Here is a 14,862-nt window from a genome sequence, read left to right as displayed (position 1 = left end):
AAATTATTCCTTAATCATTTTAACAACTCCGCTAAAGTTTGTGAACTATTTTCCAAGAAAAGAATCGATTTTTATTTAAACATGTTCTCTATTATGCTACAGGCTTCACTGCATGTCCATTAATGATTTGTGAAATCCATGTCATCAGCTGATCATGGATGTTTTGACAATGACAAGTGATTTTTTGCGACATTAATTCAAAATTTAACATTACTAATCAGTCCTGTTCTCCAGCTCGCGACCTGGTCTGATCTTGTGCTACAATCTTAACTGACTATCTACTTTAAAAAATGAGGTTGAATTATGCTGCTATTGCAAACCAATAATGTTGAACGTCGCTTTGGCAGCGATGTTTTGTTTCATAATATGAATATGCAGATTCAAGAACATGGCCGAACTGCATTGGTCGGACGCAACGGTGCGGGCAAAACGACCTTCTTGAAAATCATTGCCGGTTTAACTGAACCTGACGAAGGCACGGTTACTCACGCCCGCGACCTGACGATTGGCTACCTGGCTCAGAATCAAGGACTTGACAGCCAAAACTCAATCTGGACCGAATTAGACAGCGTCTTTGCTCCTTTACACGAAATGGAAAGACAGCTGCATGAACTGGAGAATCAACTGGGGACACTGACGCCTAAAGCTACGGACTACCAAGACGTTTTAGCAAGCTATGACCGTTTATCCGAGCAGTTCAAAAAACAGGGCGGCTATGAATATGCGTCTCGCATGCGAGGAGTACTGCACGGTTTTGGTTTTGATGAAGCAATGTATGATACTTCAGTCAATGCGCTTTCTGGCGGTCAAAAAACCAAGCTGGCCCTGGCAAAGATTCTGCTGCAGTCACCCAACCTTTTGATCCTAGACGAACCAACCAATCATTTGGACATGGGCGTCTTAAGCTGGCTGGAAGACTATCTTAAAAGCTATCAGGGCGCACTTTTGATTGTCTCTCACGACCGCTACTTCTTAGATCGCGTAGTCACCGACGTTTACGATCTTGACAATCATACGCTGATCCACTATACCGGCAACTATACGCAGTTCGTAACCCATAAGCGTGAACGGCTGCAGGCTGAATGGAAGCATTATGAGCAGCAGCAAAAAGAAATTGCCAAGCTGGAGGATTTTGTCAATCGCAACATCGTAAGAGCTTCAACTACCAAACGTGCCCAGGCTCGCCGCAAGCAGCTGGAAAAAATGGATCGCTTGGAGCGGCCGACTACCGATGATTCCTCGATTCATTTTCAATTCCACAGTGACCACGCTTCGGGCAACGAGGTCTTGGATGTCGATGAACTCAATATCGGCTATCAAGATCAAAAGCTGGCTGGCCCATTGTCGTTTAAGGTTCGCAAAGGTCAGCGCGTCGGTATTATCGGTCCAAACGGAATTGGCAAATCAACGCTTTTAAAGACGCTTTTGAAAAAGATTCCTAAACTTAGCGGGACGATCAAATTCGGCGCTAATCTGGAAATCGGCTACTACGACCAGGAACAGCAGCAGTTGCATCCTGAAAAGACCGTTTTAGAAGAAGTCTGGGACGACCATCCTGAAGTTTCCGAAAAAGACATTCGCTCGCTTCTGGGCAGTTTTCTATTTGTTGGCGATGACGTCTACAAACCGGTCAGCGCGCTTTCAGGTGGGGAAAAGGCACGTCTGGAGCTGACCAAGCTTTCATTTATGCCAATCAACTTTTTGATCCTGGATGAGCCAACCAACCACTTGGACATTGACAGCCGCGAAGTCTTGGAAACAGCCATTAACGAATTTGATGGGACGGTTCTGTTTATCTCGCACGACCGCTACTTCTTAAACCAGGTCGCTACCGATATCCTATATATGACGGCTCATAACATGACGCATTATGAAGGAAACTACGACGACTATCTGACCCAACAGGCAAAACTGGAGCAGCAGACACAGCCAGCAGCCAAAGTCAAACAGTCAACCGGTCAGCTTTCCTATCAGCAAAGCAAAGAAACTCAGCGTGCCCGACGCAAGCTGCAGCGGCAGGTCGATCAATTAGAAAATCAGATGGGGGAACTGGAGACCAAGCAGGCCGCGATCGAAGCTGAGATGGCCAAGCCTGAAATCGCCGTCGACATCGCTCAGCTGACCGATCTGCAAAAAAAGCTGGATGCCTTAAAAGCCCAAAGCGAAGACGTTGAGCTGCAATGGACTGAAGCCGCCGAAGCCCTGGAGATATTTGATCAAGAAAATCAATAAGCATATACGCTGCCGATCAACATAAATAAAGACCGCTGGACCAGATTTGATCCAGCGGTCTTTTTATTGACGGAACTTACGCGTATTTTCCGCCAAATGAACCAAGCCGCGCAGAAAGTCATGCGTCGTGGCTTCATAGTCGTACTTTTTGCCTAATTCGTAAATGTAGCCATTGATGTAGTCGACTTCGGTATTTCGACCATTATGCATATCCTGATACATTGAAGGATAGTGCAGTGGATTGCCGACGCGGCTGACGTATTCAACCGTCTTCCATTCGGTCTCACGATCATTGAGCAGCTTGATGCCAGCTCGTTCAGTCACGTCATAGGCTTCATTAATCAATTGTTTGCTCAGCCGTTCAGCACCAGGATAATCGATAAACTGACCCATCTGAATCTCAAACAGCGTACAGATCGTATTGACAACCGAGTTAAAGACAACCTTGGTCATCAAAGTTCCCAAGAAGTTGGTCGTCAAAGTCGGATTCAGATTGGCAGCCTTAAAGTCGGCAATGATCTCATGCGTGCGCTCATCCGGCTTTTCCGTTTCGTTGGCAACATTGATTGATCCAGCACCTGGCTTGCCAATAAAATCAACGTCGCCAGCCTTGTTTAGCACAGTCCCGATCAGACAGGTTCCGGCTAAAACATGCTCTTTGGGAAAATACTTGTTTAGTTTTTCAACGTGACCCATCCCATTCATGCCTGAAAAAACGTACTGCTTTTCTGGCTTAAAGAAATGGGCCGAGCGCTCTAAGAGGTCCTGCAGCGTCATCTGCTTGGCAAAAACGATAAAAACGTCTGGCTCGCCTTGATACTCTTCTGGTGAATAAATATTGACCGGAACCAGATGCCGATTTTCATGGTCACGGGAAACATAGACCCCACCTTGTTTTTTGATGGTTTCAACTTCGGGTGCCCAGTTGTCGACAAAATCAACCTGCGCACCCGCATTTTCCTGCAGCAGCACCCCAAAGCGCAATCCCATCGCACCTGCACCTAAAACCGTATATCGCAGCGTCATCTCAATCACTGATCCTTTCCTAAAACTTAATTAAAACATGTCATTGGGCCTGATTTATTTCACTTCTTAATCAACGCCTTATATTCTAATCTTATTTTAATTAAAAATCAATGAGAAAAACCTGTTATTTAAAATAGATCCGACAGTGACGATGGCAGCCAGGATTAAAATCATGCCCACAGCGCGGACAGCTTCCCTGCTGATATTGTGCAAACTGCATCAAGCAGCCACAGACACCGCATAAGACTGGCCAGTTGTCTCGCTCACAGGCCATGAAATGATGGTTTTCTAAAGCATCATGACATCGATAGCAGGCATAGTATTTTTGGCAACGACTGCATTTCAAGGCCGCAACGTCAACTGCCAAGTGATAGTGCCGACAGCGGCCAGCCTGATCTAAATCTAAACCGTGAATTTCCATTATGACGTCATCCCTGGCAGATCAACCTTGGTCACCTCGCCGCTGATAAACGACTTTTTCGTGCCATCTGCCAACTCCAATACCAGGCCGCCTTGATCGTCAATGTCGACGGCTTTGCCAACTGCTTCATCATTGCCGATTTTTAAGACGACTGGCCGATTCAAGACCAACGAATGAGCCCGATACTCTGGCAGGAATTTTCCTGAATCGTATTCACTATAAACGTTCATGATTGCAACCAAAAGCCTGGCAGCCAGCTGATTTCGATCAATGATCTGCCTAGGGGCAATGCTGCCGGCTTTTTGAGCCACTGCCGCCGGAAAATCGACGGTCGATAGATTAATCCCGATTCCTACAATTAATGCTGCCGACGATGCCGATTCCAGTTCCAGCGTTGCCTCAGTCAGAATACCGCAGACTTTGTGACCGTTCATATAGATATCATTAACCCACTTATATGAAAAATCACGATCAGGAAAGGTTTGCTTCAGTACTCGACCAACTGCAACGGCGACTCCGGTTGTTAAAAGGCCAATTTTAGGCAGCGCGCTCATTGGATTATGCGGCAAAACCAAGCTAAAATACAAGCCTGTCTTTTGCGGCGAATAGAACTGGCGGCCGCGTCTGCCATAGCCGGCCGTCTGCTGATCAGCTAAAAACGCGACTGGCTGGCTGGGCTGATGACTGCTGAGATACTGCTTAGCCCAGTTTTGCGTTGAATCAATGCTTGATGCCGTATGAATCTCGCCATTAAATTCATCGCGAGTCTGCATCTTGATTACCGCTGCATCCAAATGATCCGTTCCTAAATATCGATAGCCAAGCGCTCGCTGACTCTCAATCTGGTGTCCTTGCCTGCGCAGGGCAGCGACGCCTTTCCAGATGCTTTCGCGACTGATCTTTAAGCGCTCCGCCAGCTGACTGCCTGAAATCCATTGCTGCTCATTAAGCAAGAAAATTTTAAGCAGCTCATCTTTAGTCCCCATTGCGATTCCTCTTTTCTAGCCAAGATTCAATACTGGTACACGCCGCAGCTGACGAGCAACGGCTACTGCCACGCCGGCTTTGATCAGGTCGCCAGGAATAAATGCCAGATTGGACATCAATGCCGCCGTCAGCTTGATGTGCGACTGCCAGCTGAGCCAAACAGATCCCGTAACATCAATAAACAGCACGCCGGCCAGCACGATCATCAAAAATTCCTGCCACCAATTCCAATGACTGCCAAAACGCTGCCGCAGACTGCTGATCAAAAGCGGTGCAAACAGCCAGGCCAAAAGGTAGCCTCCAGTTGGACCGGCAAAAACGGCAATTCCCCCGCTGCCGCCAGTCAAGAAAGGAAAGCCAACCGCAACTAACAGCAGAAGCAGAGCCACTGAGGTCGTTCCTTCTTTCGGCCCCAGAATCTCACCGGCCATCATGACCCCCATATTCTGCAGTACGATTGGGACCGGAATAAACCCTAGCGGAATACCTGGGATCATGCCTAAAACGATTAAGATTGCCGTCATCAAGGCGGTCTGCGTTAAATGAACAATATTTTGACGTTTCATTTTATTCCTTCTTTCAACTTGTAACCCTTATCTTAAATTTAGGGTTACAAGAATTTTAAAATAAGAGCCCAGCTCAAATTAGAACTGAGCTCATTGGTTATTGATCGATTATTTTTGGTGGTCTGCCATAAAGGCTTGAATTCGTTGAACCGCTTCTTTTAAGACATCCATGCTGGTTGCATAGCTGATCCGTACATGATCATCCATTCCAAAGGCCGCGCCCGGAACGACTGCCACGTGAGCCTCATCGAGCAGCGCGTTGACAAACTCATCAGTCGAGGCAAAACCGGTCAGCTTAACGGCTTCGCTGACGTCAGGGAAGGCATAGAAAGCTCCGGCCGGCTTTACATCCAGCTTAAAGCCTGGAATCTCGTTTAATAACGGATAAAGCGTGTTGATGCGTTCCTCATAGGTAGCGCGCATTTCTTCAACACAGGCCTGATCACCGGTAACAGCTGCCAAAGCGGCATATTGACTGACGGCTGCCATGTTGCCGGCTGCATGACTCAAGAACGTCTTCAGACCCTTGACTACCTGTTCGTCAGCAATGGCATAGCCAACGCGCCAGCCGGTCATCGAGTAGGTCTTAGACATCCCATTAACCAGAATCGTCTGCTTACGGATCGCTGGTGACAGGTCCAGCAGCGAGACAAACTTGGTCCCGTTATAGACCAGCTTGCCATAGATATCGTCAGCAATCACGATAATATCATGCTCAACGGCCCAGTCGCCAATCGCCTGCAATTGTTCGCGCGTGTAGACGGCACCAGATGGATTGTTAGGCGTGTTTAAGATCATGGCCTTCGTCTTAGGCGTTCGCGCGGCTTCTAATTCTTCAGGAACAACGGTCAGGCGACCAGCTGCCGGTTTTACAAAGACTGGCTTGGCACCGGCCAGCTTAACCTGTTCGCCATAGGTTACCCAGTATGGCAAAGGAATCAAGACCTCGTCGCCTTCATCAAACAGTGCTTGTCCCAGGGCGTACAGCGTCATTTTAGCACCATTCATTACTACCACGTTATCCGCCGTGAAGTCTGTGCCATGATCGGCGTTTTCTTTATCGGCGATTGCTTTTCTTAACGGCTCAATGCCGGCTGCCGCGGTGTAAAAATCAACCTTGCCAGACTCAATTGCCTTAATCGCAGCCTGTCCGATGTGCTTAGGCGTATTGAAATCTGGCTGACCGATTGAAAGGTTCAAGACGTCAATGCCTTGCGCCTTCATTGCCTTGGCCTTGCCAGACAAAGCCAGCGTTGCTGAGGGTTGAATGTTGCTTACGCGTTCTGAAATTTCCACTGTTTTAACCTCGCTTTATAAATTAATACTGTCAAGCTGTATTAGCTTAAAGGACTCATTTGAATCAGCAGGTCTTGGCTTTCCATCGTCGAGCCGGCCTTGGCATAGACTTTATCAATCTTACCGTCAAACGAGGCCTTGATCGTTGTTTCCATCTTCATGGCCTCGGTTACGACCAGCGTCTGGCCCTTCTTGACTTCTTGACCGTTTTCGACCATCACGTCAACGACCGTCCCATTAAGCGGCATCCCAATCTGACCTGGATCGTGCGGATCGGCTTTTGGCACGCTGACCTTGGCCGTGGCCGCATGTGTCTGATCCTTGACCGTCAAGACCAGCTGCTGACCGTTTTCGGAGAACAGTAAGTGGCGGTTGCCGTCAACGTCCATGTCAGAAACCGTATTGAGCTCAAGAATCTCCGTACGACCCGGCCGCAGATTGACGTAGATCTTTTCGCCTGGGCGCATTCCTTGATAGAACGTATTCGTGTCCAGGACGCCGATCTTGCCATATTGACGATTGCGCTTGACATAATCAAGATAAACGTCTGGGTACAGTACATAGCTGATGACTTCTTCAGCGGTTGGCTGGCGCTTCAGCTGCTCAGCCAGTTCCTTGGTCATCTGATCAAAGTCAACTGGCTGTGCCAGACTGCCGGGACGAACCGTAATCGCTGGGTGATCCTTTAAGACGACTTTTTGCAGCTGCTTTGGAAAACCGCCATATGGCTGACCAAGATCACCTGCAAAGAAGTTGACTACGGATTCTGGGAAGTCGAGCGTTTCGCCGCGTTCGATAATGTTTTCGGCATTCAGGCCGTTTTGGATCATAAAGATGGCCAGATCGCCGACTACCTTAGAACTTGGCGTAACCTTAACGATATCGCCAAGCAGGGCATTAACTTCACGATACTTGGCCTTAACCTCATCAAAGTCGTCCAGTCCCAGCGACTTAGCCTGCTGCTGCAGGTTGGAGTATTGGCCACCAGGCATCTCCGTTTGATAAATGTCGGTCTGTGGTGACGTAATGCCGTTCATGAAGTCTTGGTAGAGCGGCTTGACCTGTGCCCAGTAGTCATTGATCTTTTCAACCGTTTCAATATCCAGTTCTGGCTGCCGTTCATTACCAGCTAAAGCATAGTAGAAACTGCTCATGCTTGGCTGACTCGTCGTTCCCGAAAGCGCGCTGGAAGCTACGTCAACCACGTCAACGCCGGCTCTGGTAGCCTGAACGTAGGTTGCAACCCCATTGCCAGTCGTGTCATGCGTATGCAGGTGAACCGGTACGTCATACTTGCTCTTCAGTTCGCCAATCAGTTCATAGGCGGCCTGTGGCTTGAGCAGTCCAGCCATATCTTTGATGCCGATGATCTGGGCCCCGGCATCAACCAGCTGACCAGCCAGCGTCTTGTAGTAGTCCAGCGTGTATTTATGCTCGTCTGGGCTGAGCAGGTCGCCCGTATAGCACATCGTCCCTTCAGCAATCTTGCCAGTCTGCCGAACGTATTCAATGCTCTTTTGCATTTGTTCGATCCAGTTCAGGCTGTCAAAGATTCGAAAGACGTCAACGCCATCTTCAGCACTCTTGTCGATGAATTTCTTTAAGACGTTGTCAGGATAGTTCTTGTAGCCAACGGCGTTCGATCCCCGCAACAGCATCTGCAGCATGGTATGCGGCATCTTTTCACGCAGAATCTTCAGCCGCTGCCATGGATCCTCGCCTAAGAAGCGGTAAGCCACGTCAAAGGTTGCCCCGCCCCATACTTCAGCTGAGAAGACGTTTGGCATGGCGTGATCGTAAAGGTCGGCAATCGGCAGCATGTCTTTGGTCCGCATCCGTGTGGCAAACAAACTCTGGTGCGCGTCCCGCATCGTCGTATCAGTGATCAGAACCCGCTTTTGGGCGCTGACCCACTTCATTGCCGCCTCAGCTCCGTCACGATCCAGAATATCCTTGGCATTGACGATTGGCAGTCCATTATGACGCTCAAGGTTGATCTTTGGCGCCTTTAATTCGGCAGCATGAACCTGTTCGCGCGCCTTGACGCCATTAAAGCCGTTAACGGTAACGTCACCAACATAGGTCAGCAGCTGCTTGGCTGCATCCGGTTTTTCATGTTTGAAATCGAACAGCTCTGGCGTCTGATCAATAAACGTCGTATGCGCCTGACCAGCCTCAAAGACTGGATGATGCAAGACGTTGAGCATGAACGGAATGTTGGTCTTAATGCCGCGAATCTGGAACTCATGCAGCACTCGAATCATACGCCGGACTGCTGACTTAAAAGTTCGACCATGAACGCAGGCCTTAACCAGCAGCGAATCAAAGTATGGCGTGATTACAGCCCCGGCATAGGCATTGCCCCCATCAAGCCGTACGCCCATCCCACCAGGTGAACGATAGGTTTCGATGCGGCCAGTATCCGGCATAAAGTTGTTTTCTGGGTCTTCAGTCGTTACCCGGCATTGAATCCCGTAGCCGTTGTACTTCAGCTGATCCTGGGCCGGCAGCTCAAGATCCTGATACAGATCGGCACCATCGGCAATCAGAATCTGCGACTGGACGATGTCGACATCGGTAATCAATTCCGTAACGGTATGCTCAACTTGAATCCGCGGGTTGACCTCAATAAAGTAAAAGTCCTCATCCGTGACCAGGAATTCAACCGTACCGGCATTTTGATAGTGCACGCTTTCCATCAGCTTAACGGCTGCCTGGCAGATTGCCTGGCGTCGTTCTTCGCTTAGGGCCAGACTAGGCGCAAACTCGATCACTTTTTGATTCCGTCGCTGAACCGAGCAGTCACGCTCAAACAGGTGCATAACGTGCCCATGCTGGTCAGCCAGAATCTGCACTTCAATATGCTTAGGGTTCTTCAGATACTTTTCAACGTAAAGCTCATCATCGCCAAATGACTGCTTGGCCTCGCTGCGGGCACGATCGTAGGCGCCATCGAGCTCATCATCATCGTGAACGATTCGCATCCCGCGACCGCCGCCGCCCATGGCTGCCTTGATCATGATCGGATAGCCATGCGTATGCGCGAATTCACGAACCTCATCAATTGACTGGACCGGCTCATCCGTACCTGGAATCGTCTTTAAGCCTGCCTTGACCGCAACTTCCTTAGCCGCAACCTTGTCGCCAAACAGCTGCAGCTGACGAACGGTTGGCCCGATAAAGATAATGCCGTTATCCGCACATTTTTGCGCAAACTCTTCATTTTCAGCTAAAAAACCGTAGCCAGGATGGACCGCATCGGCACCAGTCTGCTTAGCGACTCGAATAATGTCATCCATATCCAGGTAGGCCTCAATTGGCTTTTTACCTGCGCCAATCTGATAGGCCTCATCCGCCCGGAAACGATGGACGCCGTATTCATCTTCTTTGGCATAAACAGCAACCGTCTTCAAGCCCAGCTCATGACAGGCACGAATGATCCGAACTGCTATTTCGCCACGATTGGCAATTAAAACTTTCTTCACGAAATACACCACCTTGATCAATCGTCAACAGTAACGAACTTTCTCCCTACCTCAAGGCAAAATTATATCATAAATTTTTAGGTTGATTGACTAAAAAATGAGAAATCGCTAAGATCAGCCAATAAAAGCCGAACCATTTTTTAATTTTTTAAATAACTTTCCTGTTTTTAGCAAAAATTAAAAGGATTCAGAACTCTGAATCCTTTTGCACGTTAGATTAAATGAACGCCTTTATCAACATAAATAACGTCGCCGGCAATTCCTTTTGACAGGTCACTCATCAAGAAGGCGCAGGTCCCGCCGATTTCTTCTAAGGTAACGGACTGCCCATCAGTCGTCCGCTCCTGTGACATCTTCAAAAGATCGCTGTGGTTGTCAATTCCCGTAACCGCCAGAGTCTTCATCGCCCCAGCCGAGATGGCATTTACCCGCACGCCCAGCGAGCCCATGTCGCGCGCCAAATAGCGAACGCTGGCTTCTAAGGCTGCCTTGGCGATTCCCATGACGTTGTAGTTAGGAATTGCGCGCTCTGAGCCAAAATAGGTCAAAGTAGCAATGCTGGCAGGATCGTTGAGCAGGTCAAGCTCATGAGCTGCCTTGGCAACGGCAATCAAAGAATACGCCGAAACGTTTTGCGCCAGCGCATACCCCTCACGACTGACGTTTAGAATCGAGCCGCTCAATTCTTCTTTTTTAGCATAGGCAATGGCATGGACCAGTCCATCCACTTTGCCGAATCGCTGCTTAATTGCCGTAAAAGCCTTCTGGATGCTGTCGTCGTTGGCAACGTCGCATTCGACCAAACGTTTTTCATCCCCAACCAAACGACTGACGCTTTTTTTCATCCGTTCGTTTTGATAGGTGTAGATCACGGTTGCCCCCTGCTTTTCCATCGCCTGAGCACATCCCCACGCAATCGAGCGCTTGTTGGCTACGCCCATGACGACGATTTGCTTATTGCTTAAAATTCCTTCCATTGTTTTCCCTCACTAAAACTTTCTAAAACGTTGCTGGCGACGCTGAAGCAGTTCAGCTGGCGTTAGTTTCTGCAGTACTGCCAGCTCACGAGTCAAAACCGCATCAAGATTGGCAATGACGGCTTGATGATCGGCTGGCTCGGCAATGATCCCCTCAATGACGCCCTGCTTTTTCAAGGCTTGCGGCGTCAACTGCATGATCTCAGCTGCCTCAGCCGCGCGTGAGCTGTCTTTCCACAAGATCGAGGCAAATCCTTCTGGCGAAAGGATTGAATAAGTACTGTTTTCAAGCATCCAGACCTCATCGCCACAAGCCAGCGCCAACGCACCGCCACTGCCGCCTTCGCCAAAGACCACCGTGATGATTGGAATCGCCAGCTTGCTGATCTCCAGTAGATTCTGAGCAATTGCCGATCCCTGACCATTTTCTTCTGCTGACTGACCAGGGTAGGCCCCCGGCGTATTGACAAAGCAAAAGACCGGTCGACCAAACTTTTGCGCCTGCTTGATCAAGCGCAGCGACTTGCGATAGCCACCCGGTTCCGGACAGCCAAAATGACAGTCCATGCGTTCTTCAATACTTTGACCGCGATCAGTCGTGATCACCGTCACTGCCTGACCGTGAAAGTCTGCAATGCCGCCTTTAATCGCCGGATCATCAGTTCCATTGCGATCACCGTGCAATTCAATAAAATCAGAAAATAATTGCGTTAAAATTTCTGCACTGGTGATCTTTTCTTCACTGCGCGCGGCCTTAACGATTTCAACCGCCGTTTTTTCAGACATGCATGGCACCTCCCAGCTTAAGCAGGCGTTCCAGCATTGCCTTTTCATCCGTGCGTTTGACGATTGCATCTACAAAACCGTGTTTCAGCAGATTTTCAGCAGCCTGCAGGTCATTAGGAATCTTTTGATGCATCGTCTGCTCAATTACCCGTCGGCCGGCAAAGCCTACCAATGCGTGCGGCTCAGCCAGAGTAATATCGCCTTGCATGGCAAAACTGGCCGTAACTCCACCCGTCGTTGGTCCGGTTAAGACGACTGCATAAAGCAGCCCAGCCTGATCATGTGTGGCAACCGCATTGCTGATCTTAGCCATCTGCATCAAAGAGTGAATTCCTTCCTGCATTCGGGCCCCGCCAGATGCCGTAACCATGATGACCGGCAGTCGATGCTGCGTTGCATGTTCAAACAGCCGCGTAATCTTTTCGCCAGCAACCGTTCCTAAAGACCCCATGATAAAGCCTGGATCCATGATGCCTAAAGCTGCCTGCTGGTCGCCAATCCTAGCCACACCGGTCAAAACGGCATCGTTGAGCTGAGTCTTGTTCTGAGCAGTCTTCAGCTTATCTTGATAACCTGGAAAAGCCAGTGGATCCTTGGTCTGCAGATCCATGTCCAGCTCGTCAAACTCATCTGTCAGCCAGGCCAAGCGCTGCCGAGCTCCAATGCGAAAGCCGTAATGACACTGTGGACACTCAGCGTAGCAGTCCAGCTGGCGGCTCATAATCGTCAGTCCACACTGCGGACATTTGCGCAGCAGATCATCTGGAACCTTGGCATCTGCTTTTTGATCCGCCTTAACATGGCGTTCGCTTAGCGTGTTTTTCTTCTGCACATAAAGCTTCACTGCTGAGTCTCTCCTTTCCAACGAGGCATAAAGTCCTGCTCAAGATAATTGGTCGTCATCGTTCCGCGCAAAAATTCGGGATCGTTGAGAATTGCCAGATGAAAATTCTGGTTGGTCGTAATTCCCGTAATCACCATCTCGCCTAACAGCCGCTTTAATTTCTCAATAGCTTCATTACGGTCATGACCAAGTGCAATCACCTTGGCAATCATTGAGTCGTAATAAGGCGTTACCTTGGCCTGTGGATAAAGCGCGGTATCAATCCGCATGCCCAGATTGCCAACCGGCAGATATAGGTAGTTGATTGTCCCCGTTGAAGGCATGAAGTTTTTTTGTGGATTCTCGGCATTGATGCGGCATTCAATGGCCGTACCATGCAGCTTGATGTCGGACTGTTTAAAAGGCAGTTTGGCGCCGGCTGCAACCATTACCTGGGCCTTGACCAAATCAATGCCGGTTACCATTTCCGTAACGGTGTGCTCAACTTGAATCCGCGTGTTCATCTCCATAAAGTAAAAATGATGCGCTTGATCCATCAAAAACTCCAGCGTCCCAGTATTGCGGTAGTCAATCGCCTGAACTGCCTTAAGTGCCAGTTTTCCTAGATATTGCCGCTCATCTTCACTGATCAGGGAGCATGGACTTTCTTCGATTACCTTCTGCTTATTGCGCTGCAAAGAGCAGTCACGTTCCGGGAACCAGACGGCATGGCCAAAATCGTCACAAAAGACCTGAACCTCAATATGCTTGACGTTTTCTAAAATCTTTTCCAGATACATGCGATCATCATTAAACGACAGCCGCGCTTCGCTTTGAGCCTCATCAAACGCCTGCTGCATCTGATCCTGATTCTCAATGCGTCGAATTCCCTTACCGCCGCCGCCTGCCGCTGCTTTTAGCAAAACCGGATAACCGATTGCTGCGGCAGCCTGCTTGGCGCTTTCAACATTGCTAAGATAGCCATCACTGCCAGGAATTACCGGGATACCGCTTTTTTTCATCTGCTCTCTGGCATGTTCCTTATTGCCCATCAGATCGATCGTCAATGCTTTCGGTCCGATAAAGACAATCCCACAGGCTTCACACATCTCAGCAAAAGCTGCATTTTCCGAAAGAAAGCCAAAGCCAGGATGAATTGCCTGAGCGCCCGTACCGATTGCAGCTGCCAAGATATTCTGCATATTCAGGTACGAGTCTTGTGGCCGCGATCCGCCTACGCAAACGGCCTCGTCGGCTAACTGGACATGCAGACTGTCGCGATCCGCGGTTGAATAGATGGCCACCGATTTGATACCCAGTTCCCGCAGCGAGCGGATGATTCGTACTGCGATCTCGCCACGATTGGCTACTAATACTTTCGAAAACATGCTTTTCACCTAGCCAATCAAAAAGGTAAGCTCTGCGGTGCAGGCCTTTTTTCCATCAACCGTCGCTACGCCCTTGCCCAGTCCGACCTGACCGCGAACTTTTTCAAGCTCGACTTCAAGTCTTAACGTATCGCCGGGACGAACGACCTTGCGAAACTCAGCCGACTTGATGCCGCCAAAATAAGCCGTCTTGCCTGCAAACTCAGGCTCTGACAAAAGTGCTACGGCTCCCGTCTGCGCCAATGATTCAACGATCAGTGCACCTGGCAGCACCGGATTTTGCGGAAAATGACCGTTGAAGACTTCTTCATTGATGGTAACATTGCGAATTGCCGTGGCTTTTTGGCCTGGTTCCAACTCGATTACGCGATCGATCAAGAGCATCGGATAGCGATGGGGAATGATCTTTTGAATCGCGTTTGAATCCAAAATCGTTTCAGTCATTGACTAACCCTCCGTAACTTCAAACAAAGGCTGATCAACCTCTACCAGCTCGCCATTTTTAACCTTGACTGCGCTGATGATGCCGTTTTGATCACTTTTAACCTCTGTCATCATCTTCATTGCCTCAATAATGCAGACGACATCGCCTTTGTGAACTTGGCTGCCAACCTTGACGTAGGCTGGCTGCTCTGGCTTGGCCTGCAGATAGACCGTCCCAACCAACGGCGCCTTGATCTGCTGAGTGCTTGCAGCAGCCACGGGACGTACCGGCTCGGCATGGGATGGCTGCGGGCTTGGATCAGTCTTGGCAGTTGCCTGCTGATTCTTGCTCAGATAAAGATGGAACGAGCCATCATCAATCTTAAGCTCTCTGGTATCTGAGGCCTCAAACGCCTTCATTAAATGCTGAACGTCTTTTAATTCCAATTAAA

The 14,862-nt window shown here is 49.2% G+C and carries 13 protein-coding genes; 1 reads left to right on the top strand and 12 read right to left on the bottom strand.

Annotated elements, in window-relative coordinates; genetic code table 11:
* Positions 1-303: 303 nt before the first annotated feature.
* The gene (locus tag ABC765_RS01560; RefSeq protein WP_347980575.1) at positions 304-2,232 is read left to right on the top strand and encodes an ABC-F family ATP-binding cassette domain-containing protein; all 1,929 of its coding nucleotides are present in this window, start codon (positions 304-306) and stop codon (positions 2,230-2,232) included.
* 63 nt (positions 2,233-2,295) lie between these two features.
* Here ABC765_RS01560 and ABC765_RS01555 read toward each other — a convergent pair whose 3' ends face one another.
* The 12 genes from ABC765_RS01555 to ABC765_RS01500 all read right to left on the bottom strand — a co-directional run bounded on the left by ABC765_RS01555 (position 2,296) and on the right by ABC765_RS01500 (position 14,857).
* A complete protein-coding gene (locus ABC765_RS01555) occupies positions 2,296-3,258 on the bottom strand; it encodes a ketopantoate reductase family protein (protein WP_034541345.1) in 963 nt (320 codons plus the stop codon).
* Positions 3,259-3,382: 124 nt separating this feature from the next.
* Positions 3,383-3,679, bottom strand: coding sequence for a CHY zinc finger protein (locus ABC765_RS01550; RefSeq protein WP_347980574.1), 297 nt, complete (start codon positions 3,677-3,679; stop codon positions 3,383-3,385).
* Complete coding sequence (locus ABC765_RS01545; RefSeq protein ID WP_347980573.1) at positions 3,679-4,665, bottom strand: biotin--[acetyl-CoA-carboxylase] ligase; 987 nt, start codon at positions 4,663-4,665, stop codon at positions 3,679-3,681. The genes ABC765_RS01550 and ABC765_RS01545 overlap by 1 nt, the downstream gene beginning before the upstream one ends.
* Positions 4,666-4,680: 15 nt before the next feature.
* Complete coding sequence (locus ABC765_RS01540) at positions 4,681-5,232, bottom strand: biotin transporter BioY (RefSeq protein ID WP_347980572.1); 552 nt, start codon at positions 5,230-5,232, stop codon at positions 4,681-4,683.
* A 108-nt stretch (positions 5,233-5,340) separates the two neighbouring features.
* Positions 5,341-6,528, bottom strand: a complete 1,188-nt coding sequence (locus ABC765_RS01535; protein ID WP_347980571.1) for a pyridoxal phosphate-dependent aminotransferase — start codon at positions 6,526-6,528, stop codon at positions 5,341-5,343.
* A 41-nt stretch (positions 6,529-6,569) separates the two neighbouring features.
* Positions 6,570-10,013, bottom strand: coding sequence for a pyruvate carboxylase (locus ABC765_RS01530; RefSeq protein ID WP_347980570.1), 3,444 nt, complete (start codon positions 10,011-10,013; stop codon positions 6,570-6,572).
* Between the two features lie 212 nt (positions 10,014-10,225).
* On the bottom strand, positions 10,226-10,990 hold the full coding sequence (fabI, locus tag ABC765_RS01525) for an enoyl-ACP reductase FabI (protein ID WP_347980569.1): 765 nt from the start codon (positions 10,988-10,990) through the stop codon (positions 10,226-10,228).
* Between the two features lie 12 nt (positions 10,991-11,002).
* Positions 11,003-11,776 (bottom strand): carboxyltransferase subunit alpha, encoded by a 774-nt coding sequence (gene accA, locus ABC765_RS01520; protein ID WP_347980568.1) that lies wholly within the window; start codon positions 11,774-11,776, stop codon positions 11,003-11,005.
* Positions 11,769-12,620, bottom strand: coding sequence for an acetyl-CoA carboxylase carboxyltransferase subunit beta (locus ABC765_RS01515; RefSeq protein ID WP_347980567.1), 852 nt, complete (start codon positions 12,618-12,620; stop codon positions 11,769-11,771). The genes accA and ABC765_RS01515 overlap by 8 nt, the downstream gene beginning before the upstream one ends.
* Complete coding sequence (gene accC / locus ABC765_RS01510) at positions 12,617-13,987, bottom strand: acetyl-CoA carboxylase biotin carboxylase subunit (RefSeq protein WP_006500447.1); 1,371 nt, start codon at positions 13,985-13,987, stop codon at positions 12,617-12,619. Before accC ends, ABC765_RS01515 begins: the two co-directional genes overlap by 4 nt.
* Before the next feature lie 9 nt (positions 13,988-13,996).
* On the bottom strand, positions 13,997-14,431 hold the full coding sequence (fabZ, locus tag ABC765_RS01505; protein WP_006500448.1) for a 3-hydroxyacyl-ACP dehydratase FabZ: 435 nt from the start codon (positions 14,429-14,431) through the stop codon (positions 13,997-13,999).
* 3 nt (positions 14,432-14,434) lie between these two features.
* Complete coding sequence (locus ABC765_RS01500) at positions 14,435-14,857, bottom strand: biotin/lipoyl-containing protein (protein WP_347980566.1); 423 nt, start codon at positions 14,855-14,857, stop codon at positions 14,435-14,437.
* Between the last annotated feature and the right edge of the window lie 5 nt (positions 14,858-14,862).

This window comes from Limosilactobacillus sp. WILCCON 0051 (genome assembly GCF_039955095.1).
Taxonomy (GTDB): domain Bacteria; phylum Bacillota; class Bacilli; order Lactobacillales; family Lactobacillaceae; genus Limosilactobacillus; species Limosilactobacillus allomucosae.
This window is presented reverse-complemented; position numbering and strand designations above follow the sequence as displayed.

What these genes read in the sequence shown, in the direction of transcription:
- ABC765_RS01560 (WP_347980575.1), top strand. Translation starts at nt 304, where the DNA reads ATGCTGCTATTGCAAACCAATAATGTTGAACGTCGCTTTGGCAGCGAT.
- ABC765_RS01555 (WP_034541345.1), bottom strand. Translation starts at nt 3,258, where the DNA reads ATGACGCTGCGATATACGGTTTTAGGTGCAGGTGCGATGGGATTGCGC.
- ABC765_RS01550 (WP_347980574.1), bottom strand. Translation starts at nt 3,679, where the DNA reads ATGGAAATTCACGGTTTAGATTTAGATCAGGCTGGCCGCTGTCGGCAC.
- ABC765_RS01545 (WP_347980573.1), bottom strand. Translation starts at nt 4,665, where the DNA reads ATGGGGACTAAAGATGAGCTGCTTAAAATTTTCTTGCTTAATGAGCAG.
- ABC765_RS01540 (WP_347980572.1), bottom strand. Translation starts at nt 5,232, where the DNA reads ATGAAACGTCAAAATATTGTTCATTTAACGCAGACCGCCTTGATGACG.
- fabI (WP_347980569.1), bottom strand. Translation starts at nt 10,990, where the DNA reads ATGGAAGGAATTTTAAGCAATAAGCAAATCGTCGTCATGGGCGTAGCC.
- accA (WP_347980568.1), bottom strand. Translation starts at nt 11,776, where the DNA reads ATGTCTGAAAAAACGGCGGTTGAAATCGTTAAGGCCGCGCGCAGTGAA.
- accC (WP_006500447.1), bottom strand. Translation starts at nt 13,987, where the DNA reads ATGTTTTCGAAAGTATTAGTAGCCAATCGTGGCGAGATCGCAGTACGA.
- fabZ (WP_006500448.1), bottom strand. Translation starts at nt 14,431, where the DNA reads ATGACTGAAACGATTTTGGATTCAAACGCGATTCAAAAGATCATTCCC.